The sequence below is a fragment of the Enterobacter sp. 120016 genome (assembly GCF_018383635.1).
Lineage (GTDB): Bacteria > Pseudomonadota > Gammaproteobacteria > Enterobacterales > Enterobacteriaceae > Enterobacter > Enterobacter asburiae_D.
Genome location: NZ_JAHAWC010000016.1, coordinates 70,993 through 93,550, shown reverse-complemented (window position 1 = coordinate 93,550; position 22,558 = coordinate 70,993). Strand labels below are relative to the sequence as shown.

Sequence of the window (22,558 nt, the reverse complement as noted above, 5' to 3'; positions counted from 1 at the left end):
CACCCCAACCCTCTCCCACGGGAGAGGGAGTAAAGAGGCTTTACCGCATCAGAAACGCCAGGTCAGGCCGGTCATCAGCGCGAAGCTGTCGTCGCGGTCGATCATCGGGCTGTTCTTCACGTCGTCAGGCAACACGGTGTAGACCGCGCTGGCGTTGAGGTACAGCTTCTGGGTTAACTGATATTTAGCCGCCAGGCCAACGTATGGCGTCCAGCTGTCACCGGCGGTGTATTGCTCCAGACCTGAGCGGCGAGACTCGCTGCCGGATACGCCGTAGTAGTAGTCGTTATAGCTTTCGTCGCTGTAGAACACACCAACAGAAGGCGTCAGGGTCAGGCGCTCCATTCGGATCGGACGGAAGTACGATACCTCGCCCACTACGCCACCGCTTTCATCCATCGCATCACCCGAGACAGCCACCTTCAGCGAACCCCAGCTTTCATGGCGGTAGTACGCGCCGCCGAGGAAGGCTGACGCTTTACGCTCATCAAGCTGCTTCATCTGATGGTCGTCGTTGTCATCAGGATCGAAGTGCAGCGGCATCCATGACGCGGTCAGGCTGAATTCATTTTTTGGGTCTTTCCACAGGATCCATCCTCCGGTGGTCTGGCGAACGTAAAAGCGATCGCCTTCGTAGCTAATTAACGGTACTGCGGTCGTATTTTCGTTATAGCCTTTGTAAGGAGACTCATTAAATACAGCCCCCGCTCCAAGTGAAAAGTCTCCGGCCATTGCTGAGGATGTTGCAAATAACGTGGCAGCGATGAGTAAATTGTATTTAATAGTCATTACATGTAATCCATTAAAATGCCAAACAAGCGAGGCGCATAATAATGGTTACAAATTTGCCAATGCAACGCTGCGGTTTATATAATATTATATATAAAATCATATAGATGGGTGTGCATGATGAATAAATTACAGCTAAAGCCACGCGAATTAAAAATTATATCCGTCATCGCAGCCACCCATAGCATTGGTGATGCCGCCGCCCTGCTCGGCATGGCGCAGGCCAACGTCAGTAAATATCTGTCTGATTTTGAAACGCGGGTTGGACTGAAGGTTTTTGAGCGCACCACGCGCCAGCTGGCCCTGACCCAGTTTGGTGAAGCGTTACTCCCTTACGTTAATGCCACGCTGGATAAAAACAGTCAACTCGTTAATTTCATTGCTGATTATAAGCATGAAAAGCGCGGAAAGGTTACAATCTATGCCCCTACAGGTATCGTAACCTATCTCGCGCGCCACGTGATCCATCAGATAGAAGACATCGGTGACATTCGCATATCGCTGAAAACCTACAACCTGGACCGGAATGAATTTTCAGAAGGCGTTTCCTTTCCGGATGACTGCGACATTTTAATTACCTATGCGCAACCGAAAGACGAAAGCCTGGTCGCCAGCGTGTTGACAAAATATTCCGTTACGGCATTCGCAACCGTGGAGTATTTAAATAAACATCCCTTAACGGGACCTGAAGATTTAATTAACCACTCCTGCATTCTCATTGACTCCATGCTGGTCGATGATGCGAACATCTGGCGTTTCCGCGTGCACGGCAGTGATAACGTGCATGACTATCGGGTGACCGGTAATTATATTTGCGACAATACGCAGACGGCCCTGGAGCTGGCAAGAAATAATCTCGGGATTGTTTTTGCGCCAAAAGAGAGTCTGAAGAAAGAATTAACAAACGGGATGCTGGTTCCCTGCTTCCCGCATCAGGAAGAGTGGTGGCTCGATCTGACGGCCATCTTCCGCAAACGTGAATACCAGCCCTGGCGCGTGCAGTACGTTCTGGATGGCGTTCTTAACTGCCTGCGCCAGCAAATTGCTCAGGCCGCCCATGGACGGCCTGAGCTGGGCGATTAGAACAGCCCCAGCGGTTTATCGGAGTAGCTGACCAGCAAGCATTTCGTCTGCTGGTAATGCTCCAGCATCATCTTGTGGGTTTCACGCCCGATGCCCGACTGCTTATAACCGCCAAAGGCCGCGTGTGCCGGATAGGCGTGGTAGCAGTTGGTCCAGACGCGCCCGGCCTGAATGCCTCTGCCCATTTTATAGGCCAGATTACCGTTGCGGCTCCAGACGCCTGCCCCCAGGCCATACGGCGTGTCGTTGGCAATCTCCAGCGCCTCCTCCATGGTTTTGAAGGTGGTCACGGCCAGCACCGGTCCGAAAATTTCCTCCTGGAAGACGCGCATGTTGTTCTGACCGAACAGGATCGTCGGTTCAAGGTAATACCCTTCCTGCAGATCCCCTCCCAGCACCTTACGGCGACCACCGGTCAGAATATCCGCCCCTTCTTTCTTGCCGATATCAATGTAGTTGAGGATAGTTTCAAGCTGTCCGTGTGAGACCTGCGCGCCCATCTGCGTGACGTTATCGAGCGGGTTACCGCTGCGGATAGACTCAACGCGGCGAATAGCCCGCTCCATAAAGCGCTCATAGATGGACTCCTGCACCAGCGCGCGGCTTGGGCAGGTGCAGACTTCGCCCTGGTTAAACGCAAACAGCGCAAACCCTTCCAGTGCTTTATCGAAGAAGGCATCCTCTTCCTCCATCACGTCCGCGAAGAAGATGTTCGGGGATTTCCCGCCCAGCTCCAGGGTCACCGGAATAATGTTCTGCGTGGCGTACTGCATGATCTGCTGGCCCACTTCCGTCGACCCGGTAAACGCCACTTTGGCGATCCGTTTCGAGGTAGCCAGATATTCCCCTATCTCACCGCCCGCCCCGTTGACCACGTTAATCACGCCCGGCGGCAGAAGATCGCCAACGATTTCCATCAGCAGCAGCACCGAGAGCGGGGTCAGACGCGCCGGTTTCAGCACAATGCAGTTCCCGGCCGCCAGCGCGGGCGCCATTTTCCAGCTCGCCATCAGCAGCGGGAAGTTCCACGGAATGATTTGCCCGACGACGCCCAGCGGTTCGTGGAAATGATACGCCACGGTGTCGCTGTCTACCTCGCTTATCCCGCCCTCCTGAGCGCGAATGCAGGAGGCAAAATAGCGGAAGTGGTCAATGGCCAGCGGCACGTCTGCCGCCATCGTTTCCCGGATCGGCTTGCCGTTATCCCAGGTTTCCGCCGTCGCCAGCAGCTCCAGATTCTGCTCCATCCGGTCGGCGATTTTGAACAAAATGGCCGCGCGGTCCTGAACGGAGGTATGGCCCCATTTATCTTTCGCTTTGTGCGCCGCATCCAGCGCCAGATCGATATCGCGCTTGCCGGAGCTGGTTATCTCGCACAGCGGCTGGCCGGTAACGGGGGTCAGGTTGGAATAGTATTCGCCGTCGACGGGAGCTACCCAGTCGCCGCCGATAAAGTTGTCATAACGAGGCTTCAGCTTGAGGGGAAAACCATACTCGCCGGGCTGGATACGCGATGAGGGAGGATTGTTTGTCATGACCGTCTCCTTACTGTTGGTGTACAACAAGGGTAGTTCCGGCTGGCGATTTTCTCGCCAACCGGTAACGGCGTTTACGACGGGGGTCACGGAGTTTCAGGAAATAATAACGAATCTCGCAATAAATGATCGTTACCGCGACGGCGGGTAAAGCCGATGCGGTTGAAATACTCCAGGATCTGAATCGCCAGCTTGCGGCCCACGTTCAGCCGGTCGCGGAAATCGGCCGCGCAGGTAGAGCCCCGCTCCTGATCCAGCTCGCGGATCAGGTTGGCAAACGCCACAATACGATCGTTACGGTAATAACGATCTTTCACGATCGCGACTATCAGCCCCTGCTGCGCCGCATGGCGCAATACCTGACGCATCACCTGCTCGTCAGTGCTCGTTTCGCGGGCCAAATCGCGAACCCACCACGGCTCATCGCCAAACAGCGAGGCCACTTTTTGCCATACTGCCTCTTGCTCTGCGGTGAACCCGGCCTTGTGATCCGGCAGATGCAGCCAGCCGTGGTGGCTTTTGATCGCCCCGCTTTCGCGCATGTTTTCAATCAGCAGCAGCACCAGCGCATCGTCTTCCATCGGCAGCGCCATGCGCCGCAGACGCTCGCGGCCCGGGCCAGGCTCGTCCTGATGCTGTTCATGGTACGTCGCCAGCGTGTTCAGTATCTTACGCTGCCAGTGTGCCGCAACCGGGGCATTAAGCAGGCTATTCCCAGCCTGAATAAAGCCCGGCTGCTGGGTGAGCTGGCGTAAGCCTTCCCCGCTCAGCTGGCGTGCCCATGCAAAATCACTCAGGCTCACCGCACCGCGATCGAGATGAACCCGCAGCGCGGCGCTATCATCGCTGGCCTGCGCCAGCGCTGCCAGCCACTGTAGATATTCAGGTTTACGCTTGCCGCGTCGCGGTGGATTCAGCGCGACGACCCGTGCCCCGGCCAGCGTTTCCCGCGCGGAAATATCACGCAGTACCAGACGATCGTTGTCTGCAAGCCAGAGCGGAGAATCGAATACCAGTTCGGCAAGGTCGTTTTCCAGCAGCGACACGCGCCCGGTGATATGGCTCGCCGCATGGTGAATATGCAGCGGCTGCCATTGGGTCAGGGGCACGTTTGTTTGAAGGGAGACAATGACGCGTTCAGAGGGTTCAGGTGGGGCATCGGCCAGCAGCCAGTCGCCGCGGTTAAGCTGCTCTTTTTCCGCATCCCCGGCAATGTTCAGCGCGATCCGCTGCCCGGCATGAGCGCGCTCTGCGGGCTGGTTTTGCGCATGTAAGCCGCGCACGCGCATCGGTTTGTTAACGCCCGTCAGCCACAGGCTGTCCCCCACTTTTACTTCACCGCTGAGCGTCGTACCGGTAACCACCAGGCCCGCGCCTTTGACGGTAAACGCCCGGTCAATGGCCAGACGGAAGCGGTGATGGCTGGCGTGGTCACGCGACGAAAGCTGCTGTAAGTGGTGGCGAAGTTCATCGATACCGCGCCCTTCTGTCGCCACGGTGACAAAAAGCGGCGCATCGGCAAAACCATATTCCCGCAGGGTCGCCTGTACCGTTTCGCGCACCTCGCTGACGCGTGCGTCATCCACGCGATCGGCTTTGGTCAGCGCCACGGTCAGTTGCGGGTTGCCGGTCAGTTGCAGGATCGCCAGGTGCTCACGGGTTTGCGCCATAACGCCATCATCGCAGGCCACCACCAGCAGGGCATGATCGATGCCCCCCACGCCCGCCAGCATATTAGACAGAAACTTTTCATGCCCCGGAACATCTATAAAACCCAGTACGCGGCCATCTGGCTGGGGCCAGTAGGCATAGCCCAGATCGATGGTCATGCCGCGCTTTTTCTCTTCCGGCAGGCGGTCGGCGTTTATGCCGGTGATCGCCTGCAGTAACGTGGTTTTTCCGTGGTCGACATGACCGGCGGTGGCAATAATCATTTCAACAACATCTCCAGAAATCGCTCTTCATCTTCAAGGCAGCGCAGATCCAGCCACATTCGGCCATCGTAAATCCGCCCGATAACCGGCGCAGGCAGGCCACGCCAGCGCGATGACAGGGCTTCAAGGTCGCTGCCGCGCCCGTCACGCGGGGTGAACGTGAGCGCTTCACTCGGCAGCCTGTCCACCGGCAGCGAACCGCTGCCAATCTGCGACTGGCAGGGTTCAATGCGAACGTCAAAATCGGGGTAGTGCGGAGCAATGCGCGGCAGCAGCAGTTCGGCCTGGGCGCGAATCGAGGCGGCATCGCGGCTTAACAAACGCAGCGTGGGCAGACGGTCGGCCAGTTTCTCCGGATGGAGATAGAGCCGCAGCGTCGCGTCCAGCGCGGCAAGCGTCATTTTATCGGCTCGCAGGGCGCGCTTGAGCGGATGCTGCTGCAGCTTCGCAATCAGCTCGCGCTTGCCGACGATAATCCCGGCCTGCGGCCCGCCCAGCAGCTTGTCGCCGGAAAAGCTGACCAGGCTGACGCCCGCGGCAATCATCTCTTGCGGCATCGGCTCCTTCGGCAGCCCGTAAAGGCTCAGATCCACCAGCGAGCCGCTGCCGAGATCGGCAATCACCGGTATATTCAGTTCGCGGCCCATCGCCGCCAGCTCCGCCTCTTCAACCGTTTTGGTAAAGCCTTCAATATGGTAATTGCTGGTGTGGACCTTCATCAGCAGGGCGGTATTTTCATTCACCGCCGCGCGATAATCTTTCGCATGGGTGCGGTTGGTGGTGCCCACTTCATGTAGCGTGCAGCCCGCCTGGCGCATCACGTCCGGAATGCGAAACGCCCCGCCAATCTCCACCAGCTCGCCGCGGGAAACCACTACCTCTTTGCCGCTGGCGGTGGCCGCCAGCATCAGCAGCACCGCTGCGGCGTTGTTATTCACAATGCAGGCATCTTCCGCGCCGGTCAGCTGACACAGCAGGTCCGCCAGCGCCCGGTCACGATGCCCGCGTCCGGCACCGTCCAGATCGTACTCCAGCGTCACGGGCGCTCGCATGGCCTGCGCGACCGCAGCAACCGCCTCTTCCGCCTGCTGCGCGCGGCCCAGATTGGTATGCAGTACGGTACCGGTCAGGTTAATCACCGGGCGTAACGCGCTTTGCGCTTTCTCATCCAGCCGGCGTTCAACTTCCTGCTCCCACGCCGCGCACCAGCTGGGCAAGGCGTTTTCTGCCTGAATTGCGCATCGGGCTTCGTCCTGAAGCAGGCGTAACATCTCCACCGTCGCGGTATGGCCGAAGCGTTCAACAGCAGCATGCATGCGGGGCTCACGAAGGAGACGGTCGGTAGCGGGGATCTGGCTGTACAGCGAATGATGAGTAGTCATGAAAGCGCCTGGCGAGTAAATATCTTCCCCCCTCCCGACGGGAGAGGGAGTTAACATGTGGAGGGATTGTACCGCCTCCGACGCCGAAGTGTTATATACCCTAAATAATTCAAGTTGCATGAAGGCGGCGACGCAGTGAATCCCCAGGAGCGTACATGAGTACGTGACTGGGGTGAACGAGGAAAGCCAACGCACATGCAGCTTGAAGTATGACGGGTATAACCCGCGTCAAGCCTTTGGCGGTTCTGTCCGGGCAAAGCTCTCGCGGCTAAAAAGGGTGTCTGCCAGTTTCACCAGCAGCGGACGGTCGACGCACCAGCCAGGGGAAACGCGGCGGAAGTTGAGATAGCCGATGGCGCAGGCGATAGCGATGGTCGCCAGATTCAGGCTGTCGGTTTGAATCTTCCCCTCCCGGATAAGCTGTTCGCACCTGTCCAGGCTGCGGCTGATTTTTTCCCGCTGGCGCAGCAGTTCGTTTTCCGACTGCTGGGCGGCAGGCCTTGCCTGTTCACGCACCGAGGTGAGAGCCGCATCCATGATGCCATCGGCCAGGGCTTCAATTTGCTTCACCGCCAGCGCCGCTTTTGGGTCAGCCGGAAGCATTGCCGGGGCAACGCCCAGCAGCTCGATATACTCCGCGATAATCGGGGAGTCGAACCAGTACTCGCCCTCGTCCGTCACCAGCGCCGGGACTTTCCCCAGCGGGTTGTACTGCGCGACGCCGTTTTCAGCGTTGTAGGGCTGTTCATTGATGAATTCAAATTCAATCCCTTTCTCCAGCAGGAGAATCGAGATTTTTCGCACGAAGGGACTGGTGTAGCTACCGATGAGTTTCATTGCCTGATCCTTGATGCCGGAAAAAAGTCAGTATGGATCAAGCGATGAAAAAAGGGCAGGTATGCGTGTCGCATTCCTGCCCTGGAAGAATTAGTGATCGAGGTAGAGGTAGTGCATCCAGCTGGTCATGCGCAGCAATACTTTACGCATCACCGAGACGTGGGCGAAATGGTCCGAGTAGACCGCCACCTGGGCATAAATACCGTCCGGCAGCGCATCGACTTCCGCATTCGGATCCAGTTCGATAGTGCCCAACACGCCGTCCGTTCCCGGCACCACCGTCAGCGACTGCAGCGCGCCCTGCGCCTGATAGGAGCCTCCCGGCACCACCGGCAGAATCGCGGTGAGCTTCCCGGAGAACACCTGACCCGGCAGCGCGTTAAACACCACTTCCGCTTCATCGCCCGGCTTCAGACGCAGCAGCGAGTTCTGACGGAACTGGGCCACGATCTGACGCTTCTGTTCAGGAATAAAGACCATCACCGGACGCAACGGCAGCGCGGCGGCGTACGTCCCCGGACGGATCAGCACCTGGGTGACGTAACCATCGCTTGGCGCACGTACCACGGTCTGATCCAGGTTGTATTTGGCTTCGGCGAGCTGAGCGCGTAAGGAGGCAATCTGCGACTGCTCGCCGTTCACCATGCTGTCCAACTGGCTTTGAATCTGGGTCTGTTCAGCAACGGAGCCTTTTACCAGCGCATCCTGCGCGAGATAGTTCTGCCGCGCGTTGTCGATATCGCTTTCAGAGAACGGATTCACCTTCGCCTGGCTGCCTTTCAGGTAGCGCTGATAATCTTTATACAGGCGGTCACGCTCTGCGGAGACGCGCGTCGTATTGGCGACGGCCTCCACCAGCTGCGCTTTCAGATTGTCGATATTGTGCGTCGCGGTCACCAGGTCAGCCTGGAGTCTGTCGACGCGCGCCTGGTAGCGGCCTGGATCAAGTTTAAATAACACTTCGCCTTTTTTAATAAGCTGGTTATTTTTATCGGTCACTTCACTGACCACCCCGGTAACCTGCGGCGTAATCGGAATAGAAATAACCGCTTTTTGCGCCGTAAAGGTGTACGGATGGTTATAGTTCATTAACAGAATAAGACCGGCAACAATAAACACCCCGCCTAATGTCGCGGTGGCAAGCGTCCACTGGTTTACCGGAATACGGAATATTTTAAAAATCACCCAGGCAAATGCCACATAGGTCAAAATAATTAACAGATCCATGATTAGCGCTCCAGCGTGTTCTTATCAGCAGCAGGCTTTACCGCGGCCAGCTTTTGTTCGAGTTCCGCCACGCGTTTGGCGAGCGCATCCATGCCCGGCACCTCATCAGGCTTTGTGATGTGGTTCTGCATACCCCAGCCGCGATCTTCACGGTACAGCGTGGCCCAGATCCACAGGAACGGCCAGATGGCATGGAGCGTAAAAAGGCTAATCCAGCCTGCCGTATGAATCGCATCGGCATGGGGATGGTTACGCTTTTTGGCCATATTATAAGGGATGTCATGGATTGCGATGATTCCGTAAAAGAGAACCAGAAATACAAAAATCAATACGCCCAGCGCAAAATAGTTGAGAAACATATTCTCCTCACTTAAACAACGTCAACTCATTAAATTAATATAATGGTATGCAACCTAATTAATTTTTATAAGCACGGGGTTGTGCTTACTATTTCCGAGCCGGGGAGTATGGGTTTTTATAATATCTCCATGCAAGTTTATAAGCGTGTCAAAATATATCCTGAATAATAATAGACTTAACCTTACAATATGAGCGTAATCCACCTTTTAACTTTTCGCCATACCACACATCAAAAGTGGTTTTTTAGCTTAACGTGTCGCGCCAGGTCATCCTGGCACCGAATCGCCAGGCAGAGTTTGCCGCCGATCGCAGCCGGAGAAATCTCCATAAAAATATTTTGTGAAATCAGTCACAATCCGGAAACAAACACACAAAACCAAAACGTGAACACCATCACAGAAAAGGGTGGTTTTTGCTTTATTTCTCGCCATCGTATTTTTTTTGTCCATTCGTTTTGTGATTCAGATCACCTCATTGATATCCACACCCCCTACATTTACGTGACATGTGTCACACAAATTTTCGCTGTCTGGACAGTTGAACGATTCAGTGCCAGATTTCACAGCATCAGAACAGGGTCCGGCTACCTCTGCCGCCTCATTAACAATAAACCTCGGGCCGCAAGCCTAAGCGCAAACAGAAGAAGGGGTGTTTTATGTCATCCGATTTCAAGATCAAAGTTCAAAGCTTTGGTCGTTTCCTCAGCAACATGGTGATGCCAAATATCGGCGCGTTTATCGCGTGGGGTATCATCACTGCATTGTTCATTCCGACAGGGTGGTTGCCTAACGAAACGCTGGCGAAACTTGTTGGCCCAATGATTACCTATCTCCTGCCGCTGCTCATCGGTTTCACCGGTGGTCGTCTGGTGGGCGGTGACCGTGGTGGCGTAGTGGGTGCTATCACGACCATGGGTGTTATCGTCGGCGCGGATATGCCGATGTTCCTCGGTGCAATGATTGCCGGTCCTCTGGGCGGCTGGGCGATTAAGAAATTCGACGTCTGGGTTGATGGTAAGATTAAATCCGGCTTCGAAATGCTGGTGAACAACTTCTCTGCGGGCATCATCGGGATGATCCTCGCGATTCTGGCGTTCCTCGGCATTGGCCCTGCGGTTGAAGTGCTGTCCAAAATTCTGGCGGCAGGCGTTAACTTCATGGTTGCGCACGACATGCTGCCGCTGGCGTCTATCTTCGTAGAACCGGCGAAAATCCTGTTCCTGAACAACGCCATCAACCACGGCATCTTCTCGCCGCTGGGTATTCAGCAGTCTCACGATCTCGGCAAGTCCATCTTCTTCCTGATTGAAGCGAACCCGGGTCCGGGTATGGGCGTACTGCTGGCGTACATGTTCTTTGGTCGCGGCAGCGCGAAGCAGTCTGCTGGCGGTGCGGCAATCATTCACTTCCTGGGCGGTATTCACGAAATTTACTTCCCGTACGTGCTGATGAACCCACGTCTGATCCTGGCCGTTATCCTTGGCGGTATGACCGGCGTGTTCACCCTGAGCGTGCTGGGCGGCGGTCTGGTGTCTCCGGCCTCTCCGGGTTCTATCCTGGCGGTACTGGCGATGACGCCAAAAGGGGCGTACTTCGCGAACATCGCGGCCATCTGTGCGGCCATGGCCGTCTCCTTCGTGGTCTCTTCTATCCTGCTGAAAACCAGCAAAGTGAAAGAGGACGACGATATTGAAGCGGCGACCCGTCGTATGCACGACATGAAAGCCGAATCCAAAGGCGCAACTCCACTGACCGCAGGCGATGTGTCTAACGACCTGAGCCACGTGCGTAAAATCATCGTTGCCTGTGATGCCGGTATGGGTTCCAGCGCAATGGGTGCAGGCGTGCTGCGTAAGAAAGTGCAGGATGCGGGCCTGACCAACATCTCCGTGACCAACAGCGCCATTAACAGCCTGCCGCCGGATGTTGACCTGGTCATCACGCACCGCGACCTGACTGAACGCGCCATGCGTCAGGTGCCGCAGGCACAGCACATCTCGCTGACCAACTTCCTCGACAGCGGCCTGTACACCAGCCTGACCGAACGTCTGGTTGCGGCGCAGCGTCACGAAGACAACGAAGTGAAAGTGCGCTCCAGCCTGCAGGACAGCTTTGACGAGAGCAACGCCCACCTCTTCAAGCTGGGTGCGGAAAACATCTTCCTCGGTCGTACAGCTGCAACCAAAGAAGAGGCGATTCGCTTTGCCGGTGAGCAGCTGGTGAAAGGCGGCTACGTGCAGCCTGAATACGTTGACGCGATGCTGGAACGCGAAAAACTGACGCCAACCTACCTGGGCGAATCCATCGCGGTGCCGCACGGTACGGTTGAAGCGAAAGATCGCGTCCTGAAAACCGGCGTCGTATTCTGTCAGTATCCGCAGGGTGTGCGCTTCGGTGAAGAAGAAGACGACATCGCCCGTCTGGTGATTGGTATCGCCGCTCGCAACAACGAGCACATTCAGGTGATTACCAGCCTGACCAACGCGCTGGACGATGAGTCTGTTATCGAGCGTCTGGCACAGACTGAAAGCGTTGAAGAAGTTCTGGCACTGCTCAACAAATAGCAGCGACTCTTCCCTCTCCCCCCATGGGGAGAGGGCTAGGGTGAGGGGAAACGTTCCTCACCCCAGCCCTCTCGGGTAAAAACATTGATGAAGGTTAACACTATGAAAGCATTACATTTTGGCGCAGGTAATATCGGTCGTGGTTTTATCGGTAAACTGCTGGCAGACGCGGGCATTACGCTGACATTCGCCGATGTGAATCAGGTTGTCCTGGATGCCCTGAATGCGCGTCATAGCTATCAGGTCCACGTGGTCGGTGAAAACGAGCAGGTTGAGACGGTATCCGGCGTCAACGCGGTCAGCAGCATCGGTGAAGACGTTATCGACCTGATCGCCAGCGTCGATCTGGTGACCACGGCGGTAGGCCCGGTTGTCCTTGAGCGCATCGCTCCTGCGGTCGCGAAAGGCCTGGCAAAACGCAAAGCGCAGGGCATCGACACCCCGCTGAACATTATCGCCTGTGAAAACATGGTGCGCGGCACCACGCAGCTGAAAGGCCACGTTCTTAACGCTGTTGCGGATGAAGACAAAGCCTGGGTTGAAGCGCACGTCGGGTTTGTGGATTCCGCCGTGGACCGCATCGTTCCGCCGTCTGAATCCGCCACCAACGACCCGCTGGAAGTGACCGTGGAAACCTTCAGCGAGTGGATCGTGGATAAAACCCAGTTTAAAGGCGCCCTGCCGACCATTCCGGGAATGGAATTAACCGATAACCTGATGGCATTTGTCGAACGCAAACTCTTCACGCTGAACACCGGGCATGCTATAACCGCGTACCTCGGAAAATTGGCCGGTCATCAGACCATTCGTGACGCGATCCTCGATGAGAAGATCCGCGCGGTGGTAAAAGGGGCAATGGAAGAGAGCGGCGCGGTGCTGATCAAACGCTACGGTTTTGATGCTGATAAACACGCAGCATACATCCAGAAAATCCTCGGTCGCTTTGAAAACCCGTATCTGAAAGATGACGTTGAGCGCGTGGGCCGTCAGCCTCTGCGCAAACTGAGCGCGGGCGATCGCCTGATTAAGCCGCTGCTGGGCACGCTGGAATACGGCCTGCCGCACGCCAACCTGGTGAAAGGGATTGCCGCTGCAATGCACTACCGCAGCGAACAGGACCCACAGGCGCAGGAACTGGCTCAGCTGATTGATAACAAAGGCGCGCAGGCTGCGCTGGCGCAGATTTCCGGTCTGGACGCCAACAGCGACGTGGTTGTGGAGGCGGTTAACGCATACAACGCAACCAAATGATGCACAGTGAGGCGCAGGTTAACCTGCGCCCAGATAATAGATTGTCAGATATGCAGGCAATAATGGAACAAACCCAGGCCTTTGAAAATCGTGTGCTTGAGCGTCTGAATGCTGGCAAAACCGTACGAAGTTTCCTGATTGCCGCCGTCGAGCTGTTAACCGAGGCGGTGAATATCCTGGTGCTTCAGGTGTTTCGCAAAGACGACTACGCGGTAAAATATGCTGTAGAACCGTTACTGGACGGAGACGGACCGCTGGGCGATTTATCCGTGCGTCTGAAGCTGATTTATGGTCTTGGCGTGCTGAACCGGCAAGAGTATGAAGATGCGGAGCTGCTAATGGCGCTGCGCGAAGAACTCAATCATGACGGTAATGAGTACACCTTTACCGATGATGAGATCCTGGGGCCCTTCGGCGAGCTGCACTGCGTCACCGCGCTGCCCCCTGCTCCCCATTTTGATAACAGCGACCCTGAGCTCTACGCGATGCAAAAGCTGCGTTATCAACAGGTTGTCCGTTCCACCATGGTTCTCTCCCTGACTGAGCTGATTTCCCGAATCAGCTTAAAAAAAGCGTTTCAGAAGTAAGCCTGCTCACATTGGTGTATCCTTCCCTGTAAATTCCCCGTTTTCAGAGTTATTTGTCATGAAAGAAGTCGAAAAGAACGAAATTAAACGCCTGAGCGACCGCCTGGATCTGATCCGCCACCAGATGGCTGGCCTGTCACTGGTCGATTCCGCCGAGAAGTACGCCGAGCTGGAAAAAGAAGCCGCCACGCTGGAAACAGAAATCGAGCGCCTGCGCGAAGTGAAAGGCCAGAAGCTGAGCAAAGAAGCGCAGAAGCTGATGGATATGCCGCACCGTCGCGCGATCACCAAAAAAGAGCAGGCCGACATGGGCAAGCTGAAGAAAAGCGTCCGTGGTCTGGTGGTGGTACACCCGATGACCGAGCTTGGCCGCGAAATGGGCCTGAAAGAGATGACGGGATTTTGTAAGACGGCATTCTGATTTCATGCCGGGTGGCGCTGCGCTTACCCGGCCTACTCTTTTCCCCTTCGCGTGAATTGGTCCAACCAATAGCGCAAGCAATCCTCCCCCGGTTCACAATTCCATTATTTCCGCTCACAAAACCATTGCTAGCTCATAACATCTGGTTAACCATTCATTGTCATTAACCCTACAACACAATATTGGCAGGACCACTTTTACACAACCTGTGACGCAGAATTGAGCGGAGACTCACCCGCAGCGCAGGCTGTCTGGTCCCCAGGAGACCTGCATGAGCCTCTGGCAACAAAACTACGACCCGGCCGGTAATATCTGGCTGTCGAGCCTGATCGCATCGCTTCCGATCCTGTTCTTCTTCTTTGCGCTGATTAAGCTCAAGCTGAAGGGCTACCTCGCCGCGACGTATACCGTTGCTATCGCCCTGATGGTGGCGCTGTTCTTCTATAAAATGCCGGTCGATCGCGCGCTGGCCTCCGTCGTCTACGGTTTCTTCTACGGCCTGTGGCCGATTGCGTGGATCATCATCGCGGCGGTCTTTGTCTATAAAATCTCGGTGAAAACCGGGCAGTTCGACATTATCCGCTCGTCGATTCTCTCCATCACGCCGGACCAGCGCCTGCAGATGCTGATTGTCGGCTTCTCCTTCGGGGCGTTTCTGGAAGGAGCGGCAGGTTTTGGCGCACCGGTGGCGATCACCGCCGCGCTGCTGGTCGGTCTGGGCTTTAACCCGCTCTATGCCGCGGGCCTGTGTCTGATTGTGAACACCGCGCCGGTGGCGTTTGGCGCGATGGGTATTCCGATTCTGGTGGCCGGACAGGTCACCGGGCTGGACAGCTTCGAGATCGGCCAGATGGTCGGCCGACAGCTGCCCTTCCTGACCATTATCGTCCTGTTCTGGATCATGGCGATTATGGACGGCTGGCGCGGCGTGAAGGAGACCTGGCCTGCGGTGATGGTGGCGGGCGGTTCGTTCGCCATTGCCCAGTACCTCAGCTCCAACTTCCTCGGCCCGGAGCTGCCGGATATCATCTCCTCGCTGGTGTCGCTGGTCTGTCTGACGCTGTTCCTGAAGCGCTGGCAGCCGGTACGTATTTTCCGCTTCACCGACATGGGCGCCTCGCAGGTTGATCAAACCCTGGCCCGCACGGGCTATACGGCAGGACAGGTGATCCGCGCCTGGTCACCGTTCCTGTTCCTGACCGCAACGGTCACCCTGTGGAGCATCCCGCCGTTTAAAGCCCTGTTCGCGCCGGGCGGGGCGCTGTACGACATGGTGATTAATATTTCCGTGCCGTTCCTCGACAAGATGGTCGCCCGTATGCCGCCGGTGGTGCACGCCGCCACGCCGTATGCCGCGGTCTATAAATTCGACTGGTTCTCCGCTACCGGTACCGCCATCCTGTTTGCCGCACTCCTTTCCGTGGTGTGGCTGCGCATGAAGCCTGCGGCCGCGGTGCAAACCTTTGCGGCGACCATTAAAGAGCTGATGCTGCCGATTTACTCCATCGGCATGGTGCTGGCGTTCGCGTTTATCTCGAACTACTCCGGCCTGTCATCGACGCTGGCGCTGGCGCTGGCACATACCAGCCACGCCTTCACCTTCTTCTCGCCGTTCCTCGGCTGGCTGGGGGTGTTCCTGACCGGTTCCGATACCTCGTCTAACGCCCTGTTTGCCGCCCTGCAGGCAACGGCAGCCCAGCAGATTGGCGTGTCGGACGTCCTGCTGGTGGCCGCGAATACCACCGGCGGCGTGACCGGGAAAATGATCTCTCCACAATCCATCGCCATTGCCTGTGCGGCGGTGGGACTGGTCGGTAAAGAGTCGGATCTGTTCCGCTTTACCGTGAAACACAGCCTGATATTCACCTGCATGGTGGGGGTGATCACCACCCTGCAGGCCTATGTCTTAACCTGGATGATCCCATGATAGTGATGCCCAGACGCCTGTCCGACGAGATTGCCTCTCGCGTGCGGGCGCTGATTGAAGAACAACAGCTGGAAGCGGGCATGAAGCTGCCCGCCGAACGCCAGCTCGCCGCCCAGCTTGGCGTGTCGCGCAATTCACTGCGCGAGGCGCTGGCGACGCTGGTCAGCGAAGGGGTGCTGCTGAGCCGTCGCGGCGGCGGCACCTTTGTGCGCTGGCAGCATGACGACTGGTCCGAGCAAAACATCGTTCAGCCGCTGAAGACGCTGATGGAGAACGACCCGGACTACAGCTTCGACATCCTTGAAGCACGTCACGCCATCGAAACCAGTACCGCCTGGCACGCGGCCATGCGGGCAACCGACGCCGACAAAGAGAAACTCATCGCCTGCTTTGAGGCCACGCAGAGCAGCGACCCGGATATCGCCTCACAGGCGGACGTGCGTTTTCACCTGGCGATTGCCGAGGCGTCGCACAATGTGGTGCTGCTCCAGACCATGCGCGGGTTCTTCGACCTGCTGCAATCCTCCGTTAAACAGAGCCGCCAGCGCATGTATCTGGTTCCGCCGGTGTTTGCCCAACTGACCGAACAGCACGAGGCGGTGCTCAAGGCCATTCTGGCCGGTGATGCCGAGGCCGCACGCAAAGCGATGATGGCGCATCTCGGCTTCGTGCACACCACCATTAAACGATTCGATGAAGACCAGGCCCGACAGGCGCGTATTACCCGTCTGCCTGGCGACAGTGATATTTCCAGGGAGAACAAAGCATGATTATTTCAGCAGCCAGTGACTATCGCGCCGCGGCGCAGCGCATTTTGCCCCCGTTCCTGTTCCACTACATCGACGGCGGGGCGTATGCCGAATACACCCTGCGCCGCAACGTGGAAGATCTGTCGGAGGTGGCTCTGCGCCAGCGCGTGCTGAAGAATATGTCTGACCTGAGCCTTGAGACGAAGCTGTTCAACGAAACGCTCTCCATGCCGGTGGCGCTCGCGCCTGTAGGCTTATGCGGGATGTATGCCCGCCGTGGCGAAGTGCAGGCCGCCGCTGCGGCGGATGCCAAAGGCATTCCATTTACCCTTTCCACCGTGTCCGTCTGCCCGATTGAAGAGGTCGCCCCGACCATCAAGCGCCCGATGTGGTTCCAGCTGTACGTCCTGCGGGATCGCGGCTTTATGCGTAACGCGCTCGAGCGCGCCAAAGCGGCGGGCTGCTCCACGCTGGTCTTTACCGTCGATATGCCGACCCCCGGCGCGCGCTATCGTGATGCCCACTCCGGCATGAGCGGCCCGAACGCTGCGCTCCGTCGTTACTGGCAGGCCGTGACCCACCCGCAGTGGGCGTGGGATGTCGGCCTGAACGGTCGGCCTCACGACCTCGGGAATATCTCGGCTTACCTCGGTAAACCGACCGGGCTGGAGGATTACATCGGCTGGCTGGCGAACAACTTCGATCCGTCGATCTCGTGGAAGGACCTGGAATGGATCCGCGAGTTCTGGGATGGCCCGATGGTGATCAAAGGGATCCTCGATCCGGAAGATGCCCGCGACGCGGTACGCTTTGGCGCAGACGGGATTGTGGTCTCTAACCACGGCGGACGCCAGCTTGACGGGGTGCTCTCCTCCGCACGCGCCCTGCCGGCCATCGCCGATGCGGTGAAAGGCGATATTGCCATCCTGGCCGACAGCGGCATCCGCAACGGGCTGGACGTGGTGCGAATGATTGCGCTGGGCGCCGACAGCGTACTGCTGGGGCGTGCGTATCTGTATGCGCTGGCGACGGCGGGCCAGGCGGGCGTGGCGAATCTGCTCAACCTGATCGAAAAAGAGATGAAGGTGGCGATGACGCTGACCGGCGCGAAAACGATCGGTGAAATCAGTAGGGATTCCCTGGTGCAGGAGTTAAGCAAATTACCGGCGGCGCTGGCTCCCCTTGCTCAGGGAAACGCGGCCTGATCCTCTCCGGTTAACCCCCCCCTTTTTCATGCGCCCGATCTCCCCCTCGGGCGCTTTTTTATGCCAAAAATAACATCCAGATAACATATTGGATAAGAAAATTTGACATCCACCCGCCGCCCGCAATTGTATAGACAAGCAAATACAAGAACACAAAAACAACATCAGATCGGAGTGGAGCGTATGGCGTATTCAGGTAAGGTGGATATTCAGCAGGTGATCGATGAGAGCCCCTTTTCAGGGTTTCACTGGCTGCTCATTGTACTGGGCTTTCTGGTTCTGGCGATCGATGGTTTTGATACGGCAGCGATGGGTTACATCGCGCCTACGCTGTCGGCAGAATGGGGGATACACAAACAGGATCTGGGGCCGGTGCTGAGCGCAGCGCTGCTGGGGCTGTCGCTGGGCGCGCTGATTGCCGGTCCGGTGTCTGACCGGATGGGGCGCAAGCGGGTGCTGGTCTTTTCGTGCCTGTTCTTCGGCCTTGCGAGCCTGGGAACGGCCTGGGCGCAAAGTCTGAATACCCTGACGCTGTGGCGCTTTCTGACGGGCCTGGGCCTCGGCGCCGCAATGCCTAATGCCATCACGCTGATCTCCGAGTTTGCCCCCCAGCGCTGTCGCGCCATGGCGATTAATACCATGTACTGCGGCTTCCCTCTGGGCGCGGCGGGCGGCGGCGCGATCTCTTCCTGGCTTATCCCCCACCACGGCTGGCGAAGCGTGCTGCTGACCGGGGCGATTGCTCCGCTGATTTTAACGCTGCTGCTGGCGCTGTTTTTACCGGAGTCCGTGAAGTTTCTGGTGCAGCGTGGGAAGGACGTCATGCAGGTCCGCCGCATCGCCAGCCGGTTCGCCCGCAGCACGCTGGATAGCGTCACGGGCTTTTTCCTCGCGGAGGAGAAAGTCGCGTCTAAAAAAGGGAGCGTGTCGCAGCTGTTTTCCATGCCCTGGCTGCCAGGCACCCTGATGCTGTGGGTGACCTATTTTATGGGCCTGGTCATTTACTACGTCCTGCTGAGCTGGATGCCAACGCTAATGCAGGGGATGGGTTATGCGCTGGCGGAATCCGCCTGGCTCACCTCGCTGTTCACCTTCGGCGGCACCGCAGGCATTCTGCTCGCGGGCTGGATGATGGACCGCTGGGAAGCGCACAGGGTGGTCGCGTGTGGTTTCGTGCTGACGATGGGCCTTATTCTTTTGCTTGGCATTGAGCATAACCATATCGCCCTGTTTGGCGGGTTGATTTTCCTGATGGGGATCGCGATGAACGGCGCGCAGTCGGGCATGCAAACCCTTGCCGCCACCTTTTACCCTACCGAGTGCCGCGCGACGGGCATCGCCTGGATGCAGGGGATCGGCCGCTTTGGCGGCGTGGCGGGAACCATGACCAGCGCCCAGCTTCTTTCTATGCAGTGGCAGGCAGACAGTATTTTAATGATCCTCAGCGTGCCCGCTCTGGTGGCCGCTGCGGCAACCGTCTACAAAATGCTGTACAGCCGCTCGCAGGAACCCGGCGTCGCGTAGTTCCTCTCTTTTCTGCTATTCTGCCCCCGCAATTAAGGGGGCAGCATGCTTAACATCGTTTTATTCGAACCAGAAATTCCGCCGAATACCGGCAATATCATCCGCCTGTGTGCGAACACCGGTTTTCGTCTGCATATCATTGAGCCGATGGGCTTTACGTGGGACGACAAACGTCTGCGTCGCGCAGGGCTGGATTATCATGAATTTACCGCCGTCGTTCGCCATCACGATTACGCCGCGTTTCTGGAAGCAGAGAAGCCGCAGCGCATGTTCGCCCTGACTACCAAAGGCACGCCAGCGCATAGCGCCGTGAGCTATCAGGCAGGTGACTATCTGATGTTTGGCCCGGAAACCCGCGGCCTGCCGGCCACGATCCTGGATGCCCTGCCCGCCGAGCAGAAAATCCGTATTCCGATGATGCCGGACAGCCGCAGCATGAACCTGTCGAACGCGGTGTCGGTGGTGGTGTATGAAGCCTGGCGCCAGCTGGGTTACCCGGGCGCCATTCTCAGAAGCTAAATGCCGTCACCATACTCGAAGGTATGGTGAATGCCGTTGAAGTGCTGATCCATGTCCATGGACGGCTTATCGCTGTCTGGTTTACCGACGATGCGCGCCGGTACGCCAGCGGCAGTAGTATGCGGTGGCACAGGCTGGAGCACCACGGAGCCTGCGCCGATCTTCGCGCCGCGCCCGACTTCGATATTGCCGAGGATTTTGGCACCCGCGCCAATCATCACCCCTTCACGAATTTTCGGATGGCGATCGCCGCTGGTTTTACCGGTACCGCCCAGGGTAACCGACTGCAGGATCGAGACATCATCCTCAATGACCGCCGTTTCCCCGACGACAATCCCGGTGGCGTGGTCGAGCATGATCCCACGACCAATCTTTGCCGCCGGGTGAATATCGACCTGGAACGTCACGGAAACCTGGTTTTGCAGGAAGATCGCCAGCGCGCGGCGGCCTTCATTCCACAGCCAGTGGCCGATGCGGTAAGCCTGCAGGGCATGGAAGCCTTTCAGGTACAGCAGCGGCGTAGAATATTTATCGACCGCCGGGTCACGCGTGCGCACGGCCTGGATATCGCAGGCGGCAGAGGCGATCATTTCCGGGTCTGCGGCGTAAGCCTCTTCCACCACTTCACGGATGGCGATAGCAGGCATGATCGAGGAAGCCAGCTTGTTGGCGAGCATATAGCTCAGCGCGCTGCCGAGATTTTCGTGCTTGAGTAGCGTCGCGTGGTAGAAACTGGCCAGCATAGGCTCGCAGTCGGCCAGCGCCCGGGCTTCGGCTTTAATATTGTTCCAGACGATATCCAGTTCTTCACACGGCATTGCTTACTCCAGACGATAGTTAATGACCAGCCAGTTCTGCGCTGGCTGGGTCATTCAGGTGACAACGGTTCCGACTAGTTACTGCTGCGCTCGTCCTTGCGCGCACGACCTAATAAGGTCAATGCTGCCTCGCGCGCATTTTTTCCGCAATACAATACCTGATAAATTTCCTCGGTTATTGGCATTTCGACACCGAAACGGTGCGCCAACTCGCGGACTTCTTTGGTATTGCGGTAGCCTTCAACCACCTGACCAATCTTCTCCTGCGCGCCTTTTACATCGCTGCCCTGTCCGAGCATCATGCCAAAGCGGCGGTTACGAGACTGGTTGTCGGTACAGGTCAGCACCAGGTCGCCCAGGCCAGCCATTCCCATAAAGGTGGCCGGATCGGCGCCCAGCGCTTCGCCCAGGCGGGACATTTCGGTCAACCCTCGGGTGATCAGCGCCGTACGCGCATTGGCACCAAAGCCAATGCCGTCTGACATCCCAGCACCAATCGCAATCACGTTCTTCACCGCACCGCCCAGCTGCACGCCGATAAAATCGGGGTTGCTGTAGACGCGGAAGCTCTTGCCGCAGTGCAGCAGCTGTTGAAGATCGTCGGAGAAGGCCTGATCGGTGGAGGCCAGCGAAATCGCCGTCGGCAGGCCAGCAGCCAGCTCTTTGGCAAAGGTCGGGCCGGAGATGACCGCCAGTGGGATCTCATCACCCAGCGCTTCGCGGGCAACGTCCTGCAGCAGGCGTCCGGTTTCGGCTTCCAGTCCTTTTGTCGCCCAGACAATGCGCGCATCCGGTCGCATCAGCGGCTTAATCTGACGGAGCACGTCGCCAAATACATGGCTCGGGACCACAATCAGAATGTTGCGGCTGGCCGCCAGCGCGGTCGCAAGGTCGCTTTCAAGGTGCAGGGAGTCAGGGAACGGAACGTCCGGAAGAAACGCCACGTTACAACGGTCGCGTTGCAGCGTTGCGATATGTTTTGGATCGTGGCCCCAGAGAACCACTTCGTGACCATTTCTTGCCAGCGTGATGGCAAGAGCGGTGCCGTATGAGCCGGCACCGATCACAGTCATTGACGCATTAACAGTGCTCATCAGGCATCCTGATGTTGTTCAGCACCTTCGCCAGCTTGCTGCTGCAGATAGTTCATGAACAGCGCATCAAAGTTAACTGGCGCAAGGTTCAGTTGCGGGAATGTACCGCGGGAAACCAGGCTGGTGATGCATTCACGCGCATACGGGAACAGAATGTTCGGGCAGTACGCACCCAGGCAATGCGCCATCTGGTTGCCTTCGATACCGCCGATAGAGAAGATGCCGCCCTGCTGTACTTCACACAGGAATGCAGTTTCTTCGCCCAGAGACGCGGTAACGGTCACACGCAGCACGACTTCATACACGTCATCTGCCAGTTGGGTAGATGCGGTATCCAGATCAAGTTTAACCTCTGGCTGCCAATCTTTCTGGAAAACATGTGGCGCATTTGGCGCTTCGAAAGAGACGTCCTTGGTGTAGATACGCTGGATCTGGAAAGTCATTTCGGTGTTGTTTTGTTCTGACATGGAAATACCCTTTTTAATTGTCCTAAAGTCTCTTAGCTCAGCAGCGGATCGAGTCCACCACGGGCGTCGAGCGCATACAAGTCATCACAGCCGCCAATGTGCTGCGCATCAATAAAAATCTGCGGAACCGTCGTACGACCACTACGTTTGATCATCTCTTCGCGTTTAATCGCGTCACCGTCAATTGGCAGTTCCTGGAACGTGACGCCTTTGCTGTTCAGCAGCGCTTTCGCACGATGACAGAACGGGCACGTCGCTTTGGTATAGATCTCAATATTGGCCATGA

21 protein-coding genes are annotated in these 22,558 nt (G+C 57.2%); 10 read left to right on the top strand and 11 right to left on the bottom strand.

Annotated features, from left to right (window positions below; translation table 11 throughout):
* Window positions 1-48: 48 nt before the first annotated feature.
* Complete coding sequence (locus KIF87_RS19130; protein WP_159515264.1) at window positions 49-789, bottom strand: MipA/OmpV family protein; 741 nt, start codon at window positions 787-789, stop codon at window positions 49-51.
* Window positions 790-906: 117 nt separating this feature from the next.
* On the opposite strand from KIF87_RS19130, the gene KIF87_RS19125 reads away from it, so the two are divergent.
* Entirely contained in the window at window positions 907-1,872 is a 966-nt protein-coding gene (locus KIF87_RS19125; RefSeq protein ID WP_121425999.1) for a LysR family transcriptional regulator, read from the top strand.
* On the opposite strand, the gene aldB is transcribed toward KIF87_RS19125, so the two are convergent.
* The 6 genes from aldB to KIF87_RS19095 all read right to left on the bottom strand — a co-directional run bounded on the left by aldB (window position 1,869) and on the right by KIF87_RS19095 (window position 9,146).
* Window positions 1,869-3,407, bottom strand: a complete 1,539-nt coding sequence (gene aldB / locus KIF87_RS19120) for an aldehyde dehydrogenase AldB (protein ID WP_213330143.1) — start codon at window positions 3,405-3,407, stop codon at window positions 1,869-1,871. The genes KIF87_RS19125 and aldB overlap by 4 nt on opposite strands.
* A gap of 86 nt (window positions 3,408-3,493) precedes the next feature.
* On the bottom strand, window positions 3,494-5,341 hold the full coding sequence (gene selB, locus KIF87_RS19115; RefSeq protein ID WP_213330141.1) for a selenocysteine-specific translation elongation factor: 1,848 nt from the start codon (window positions 5,339-5,341) through the stop codon (window positions 3,494-3,496).
* On the bottom strand, window positions 5,338-6,723 hold the full coding sequence (gene selA / locus KIF87_RS19110; protein WP_213330139.1) for an L-seryl-tRNA(Sec) selenium transferase: 1,386 nt from the start codon (window positions 6,721-6,723) through the stop codon (window positions 5,338-5,340). Before selA ends, selB begins: the two co-directional genes overlap by 4 nt.
* A gap of 228 nt (window positions 6,724-6,951) precedes the next feature.
* Window positions 6,952-7,560: a glutathione S-transferase gene (locus KIF87_RS19105; protein ID WP_213330137.1), complete on the bottom strand. Its 609-nt coding sequence runs from the start codon at window positions 7,558-7,560 to the stop codon at window positions 6,952-6,954.
* A 90-nt stretch (window positions 7,561-7,650) separates the two neighbouring features.
* Window positions 7,651-8,787, bottom strand: coding sequence for an HlyD family secretion protein (locus KIF87_RS19100; RefSeq protein WP_213330135.1), 1,137 nt, complete (start codon window positions 8,785-8,787; stop codon window positions 7,651-7,653).
* Between the two features lie 2 nt (window positions 8,788-8,789).
* Complete coding sequence (locus KIF87_RS19095; RefSeq protein WP_024906600.1) at window positions 8,790-9,146, bottom strand: DUF3302 domain-containing protein; 357 nt, start codon at window positions 9,144-9,146, stop codon at window positions 8,790-8,792.
* Between the two features lie 656 nt (window positions 9,147-9,802).
* Here KIF87_RS19095 and KIF87_RS19090 point away from each other — a divergent pair.
* From KIF87_RS19090 to trmL, 9 genes are all read left to right on the top strand, one after another.
* Window positions 9,803-11,710 carry a PTS mannitol transporter subunit IICBA gene (locus KIF87_RS19090; protein WP_213330133.1) on the top strand — a complete coding sequence of 636 codons (1,908 nt, stop codon included), beginning with the start codon at window positions 9,803-9,805 and terminating at the stop codon, window positions 11,708-11,710.
* Between the two features lie 102 nt (window positions 11,711-11,812).
* Window positions 11,813-12,961: a mannitol-1-phosphate 5-dehydrogenase gene (gene mtlD, locus KIF87_RS19085; protein ID WP_196350873.1), complete on the top strand. Its 1,149-nt coding sequence runs from the start codon at window positions 11,813-11,815 to the stop codon at window positions 12,959-12,961.
* Window positions 12,958-13,548 (top strand): mannitol operon repressor MtlR, encoded by a 591-nt coding sequence (gene mtlR, locus KIF87_RS19080; protein WP_038417732.1) that lies wholly within the window; start codon window positions 12,958-12,960, stop codon window positions 13,546-13,548. The genes mtlD and mtlR overlap by 4 nt, the downstream gene beginning before the upstream one ends.
* A gap of 58 nt (window positions 13,549-13,606) precedes the next feature.
* A complete protein-coding gene (locus KIF87_RS19075; RefSeq protein WP_063145475.1) occupies window positions 13,607-13,969 on the top strand; it encodes a YibL family ribosome-associated protein in 363 nt (120 codons plus the stop codon).
* A gap of 271 nt (window positions 13,970-14,240) precedes the next feature.
* Complete coding sequence (lldP, locus tag KIF87_RS19070; protein WP_213330131.1) at window positions 14,241-15,896, top strand: L-lactate permease; 1,656 nt, start codon at window positions 14,241-14,243, stop codon at window positions 15,894-15,896.
* Window positions 15,893-16,666 carry a transcriptional regulator LldR gene (lldR, locus tag KIF87_RS19065; RefSeq protein ID WP_121426006.1) on the top strand — a complete coding sequence of 258 codons (774 nt, stop codon included), beginning with the start codon at window positions 15,893-15,895 and terminating at the stop codon, window positions 16,664-16,666. Before lldP ends, lldR begins: the two co-directional genes overlap by 4 nt.
* On the top strand, window positions 16,663-17,850 hold the full coding sequence (gene lldD, locus KIF87_RS19060; protein ID WP_023309918.1) for a quinone-dependent L-lactate dehydrogenase: 1,188 nt from the start codon (window positions 16,663-16,665) through the stop codon (window positions 17,848-17,850). Before lldR ends, lldD begins: the two co-directional genes overlap by 4 nt.
* A 183-nt stretch (window positions 17,851-18,033) precedes the next feature.
* Window positions 18,034-19,374, top strand: coding sequence for an MFS transporter (locus tag KIF87_RS19055; RefSeq protein WP_133550814.1), 1,341 nt, complete (start codon window positions 18,034-18,036; stop codon window positions 19,372-19,374).
* Window positions 19,375-19,419: 45 nt separating this feature from the next.
* Window positions 19,420-19,893 carry a tRNA (uridine(34)/cytosine(34)/5-carboxymethylaminomethyluridine(34)-2'-O)-methyltransferase TrmL gene (trmL, locus tag KIF87_RS19050; RefSeq protein WP_033147028.1) on the top strand — a complete coding sequence of 158 codons (474 nt, stop codon included), beginning with the start codon at window positions 19,420-19,422 and terminating at the stop codon, window positions 19,891-19,893.
* On the opposite strand, the gene cysE is transcribed toward trmL, so the two are convergent.
* The 4 genes from cysE to grxC form a co-directional block, all read right to left on the bottom strand.
* Window positions 19,890-20,711, bottom strand: a complete 822-nt coding sequence (gene cysE, locus KIF87_RS19045; RefSeq protein ID WP_008502718.1) for a serine O-acetyltransferase — start codon at window positions 20,709-20,711, stop codon at window positions 19,890-19,892. The genes trmL and cysE overlap by 4 nt on opposite strands.
* 74 nt (window positions 20,712-20,785) lie before the next feature.
* Window positions 20,786-21,805: an NAD(P)H-dependent glycerol-3-phosphate dehydrogenase gene (gene gpsA, locus KIF87_RS19040; RefSeq protein ID WP_023309915.1), complete on the bottom strand. Its 1,020-nt coding sequence runs from the start codon at window positions 21,803-21,805 to the stop codon at window positions 20,786-20,788.
* Window positions 21,805-22,272 (bottom strand): protein-export chaperone SecB, encoded by a 468-nt coding sequence (gene secB, locus KIF87_RS19035; RefSeq protein ID WP_003860835.1) that lies wholly within the window; start codon window positions 22,270-22,272, stop codon window positions 21,805-21,807. Before secB ends, gpsA begins: the two co-directional genes overlap by 1 nt.
* Before the next feature lie 32 nt (window positions 22,273-22,304).
* Complete coding sequence (gene grxC, locus KIF87_RS19030; protein WP_023309914.1) at window positions 22,305-22,556, bottom strand: glutaredoxin 3; 252 nt, start codon at window positions 22,554-22,556, stop codon at window positions 22,305-22,307.
* Window positions 22,557-22,558 lie beyond the last annotated feature (2 nt).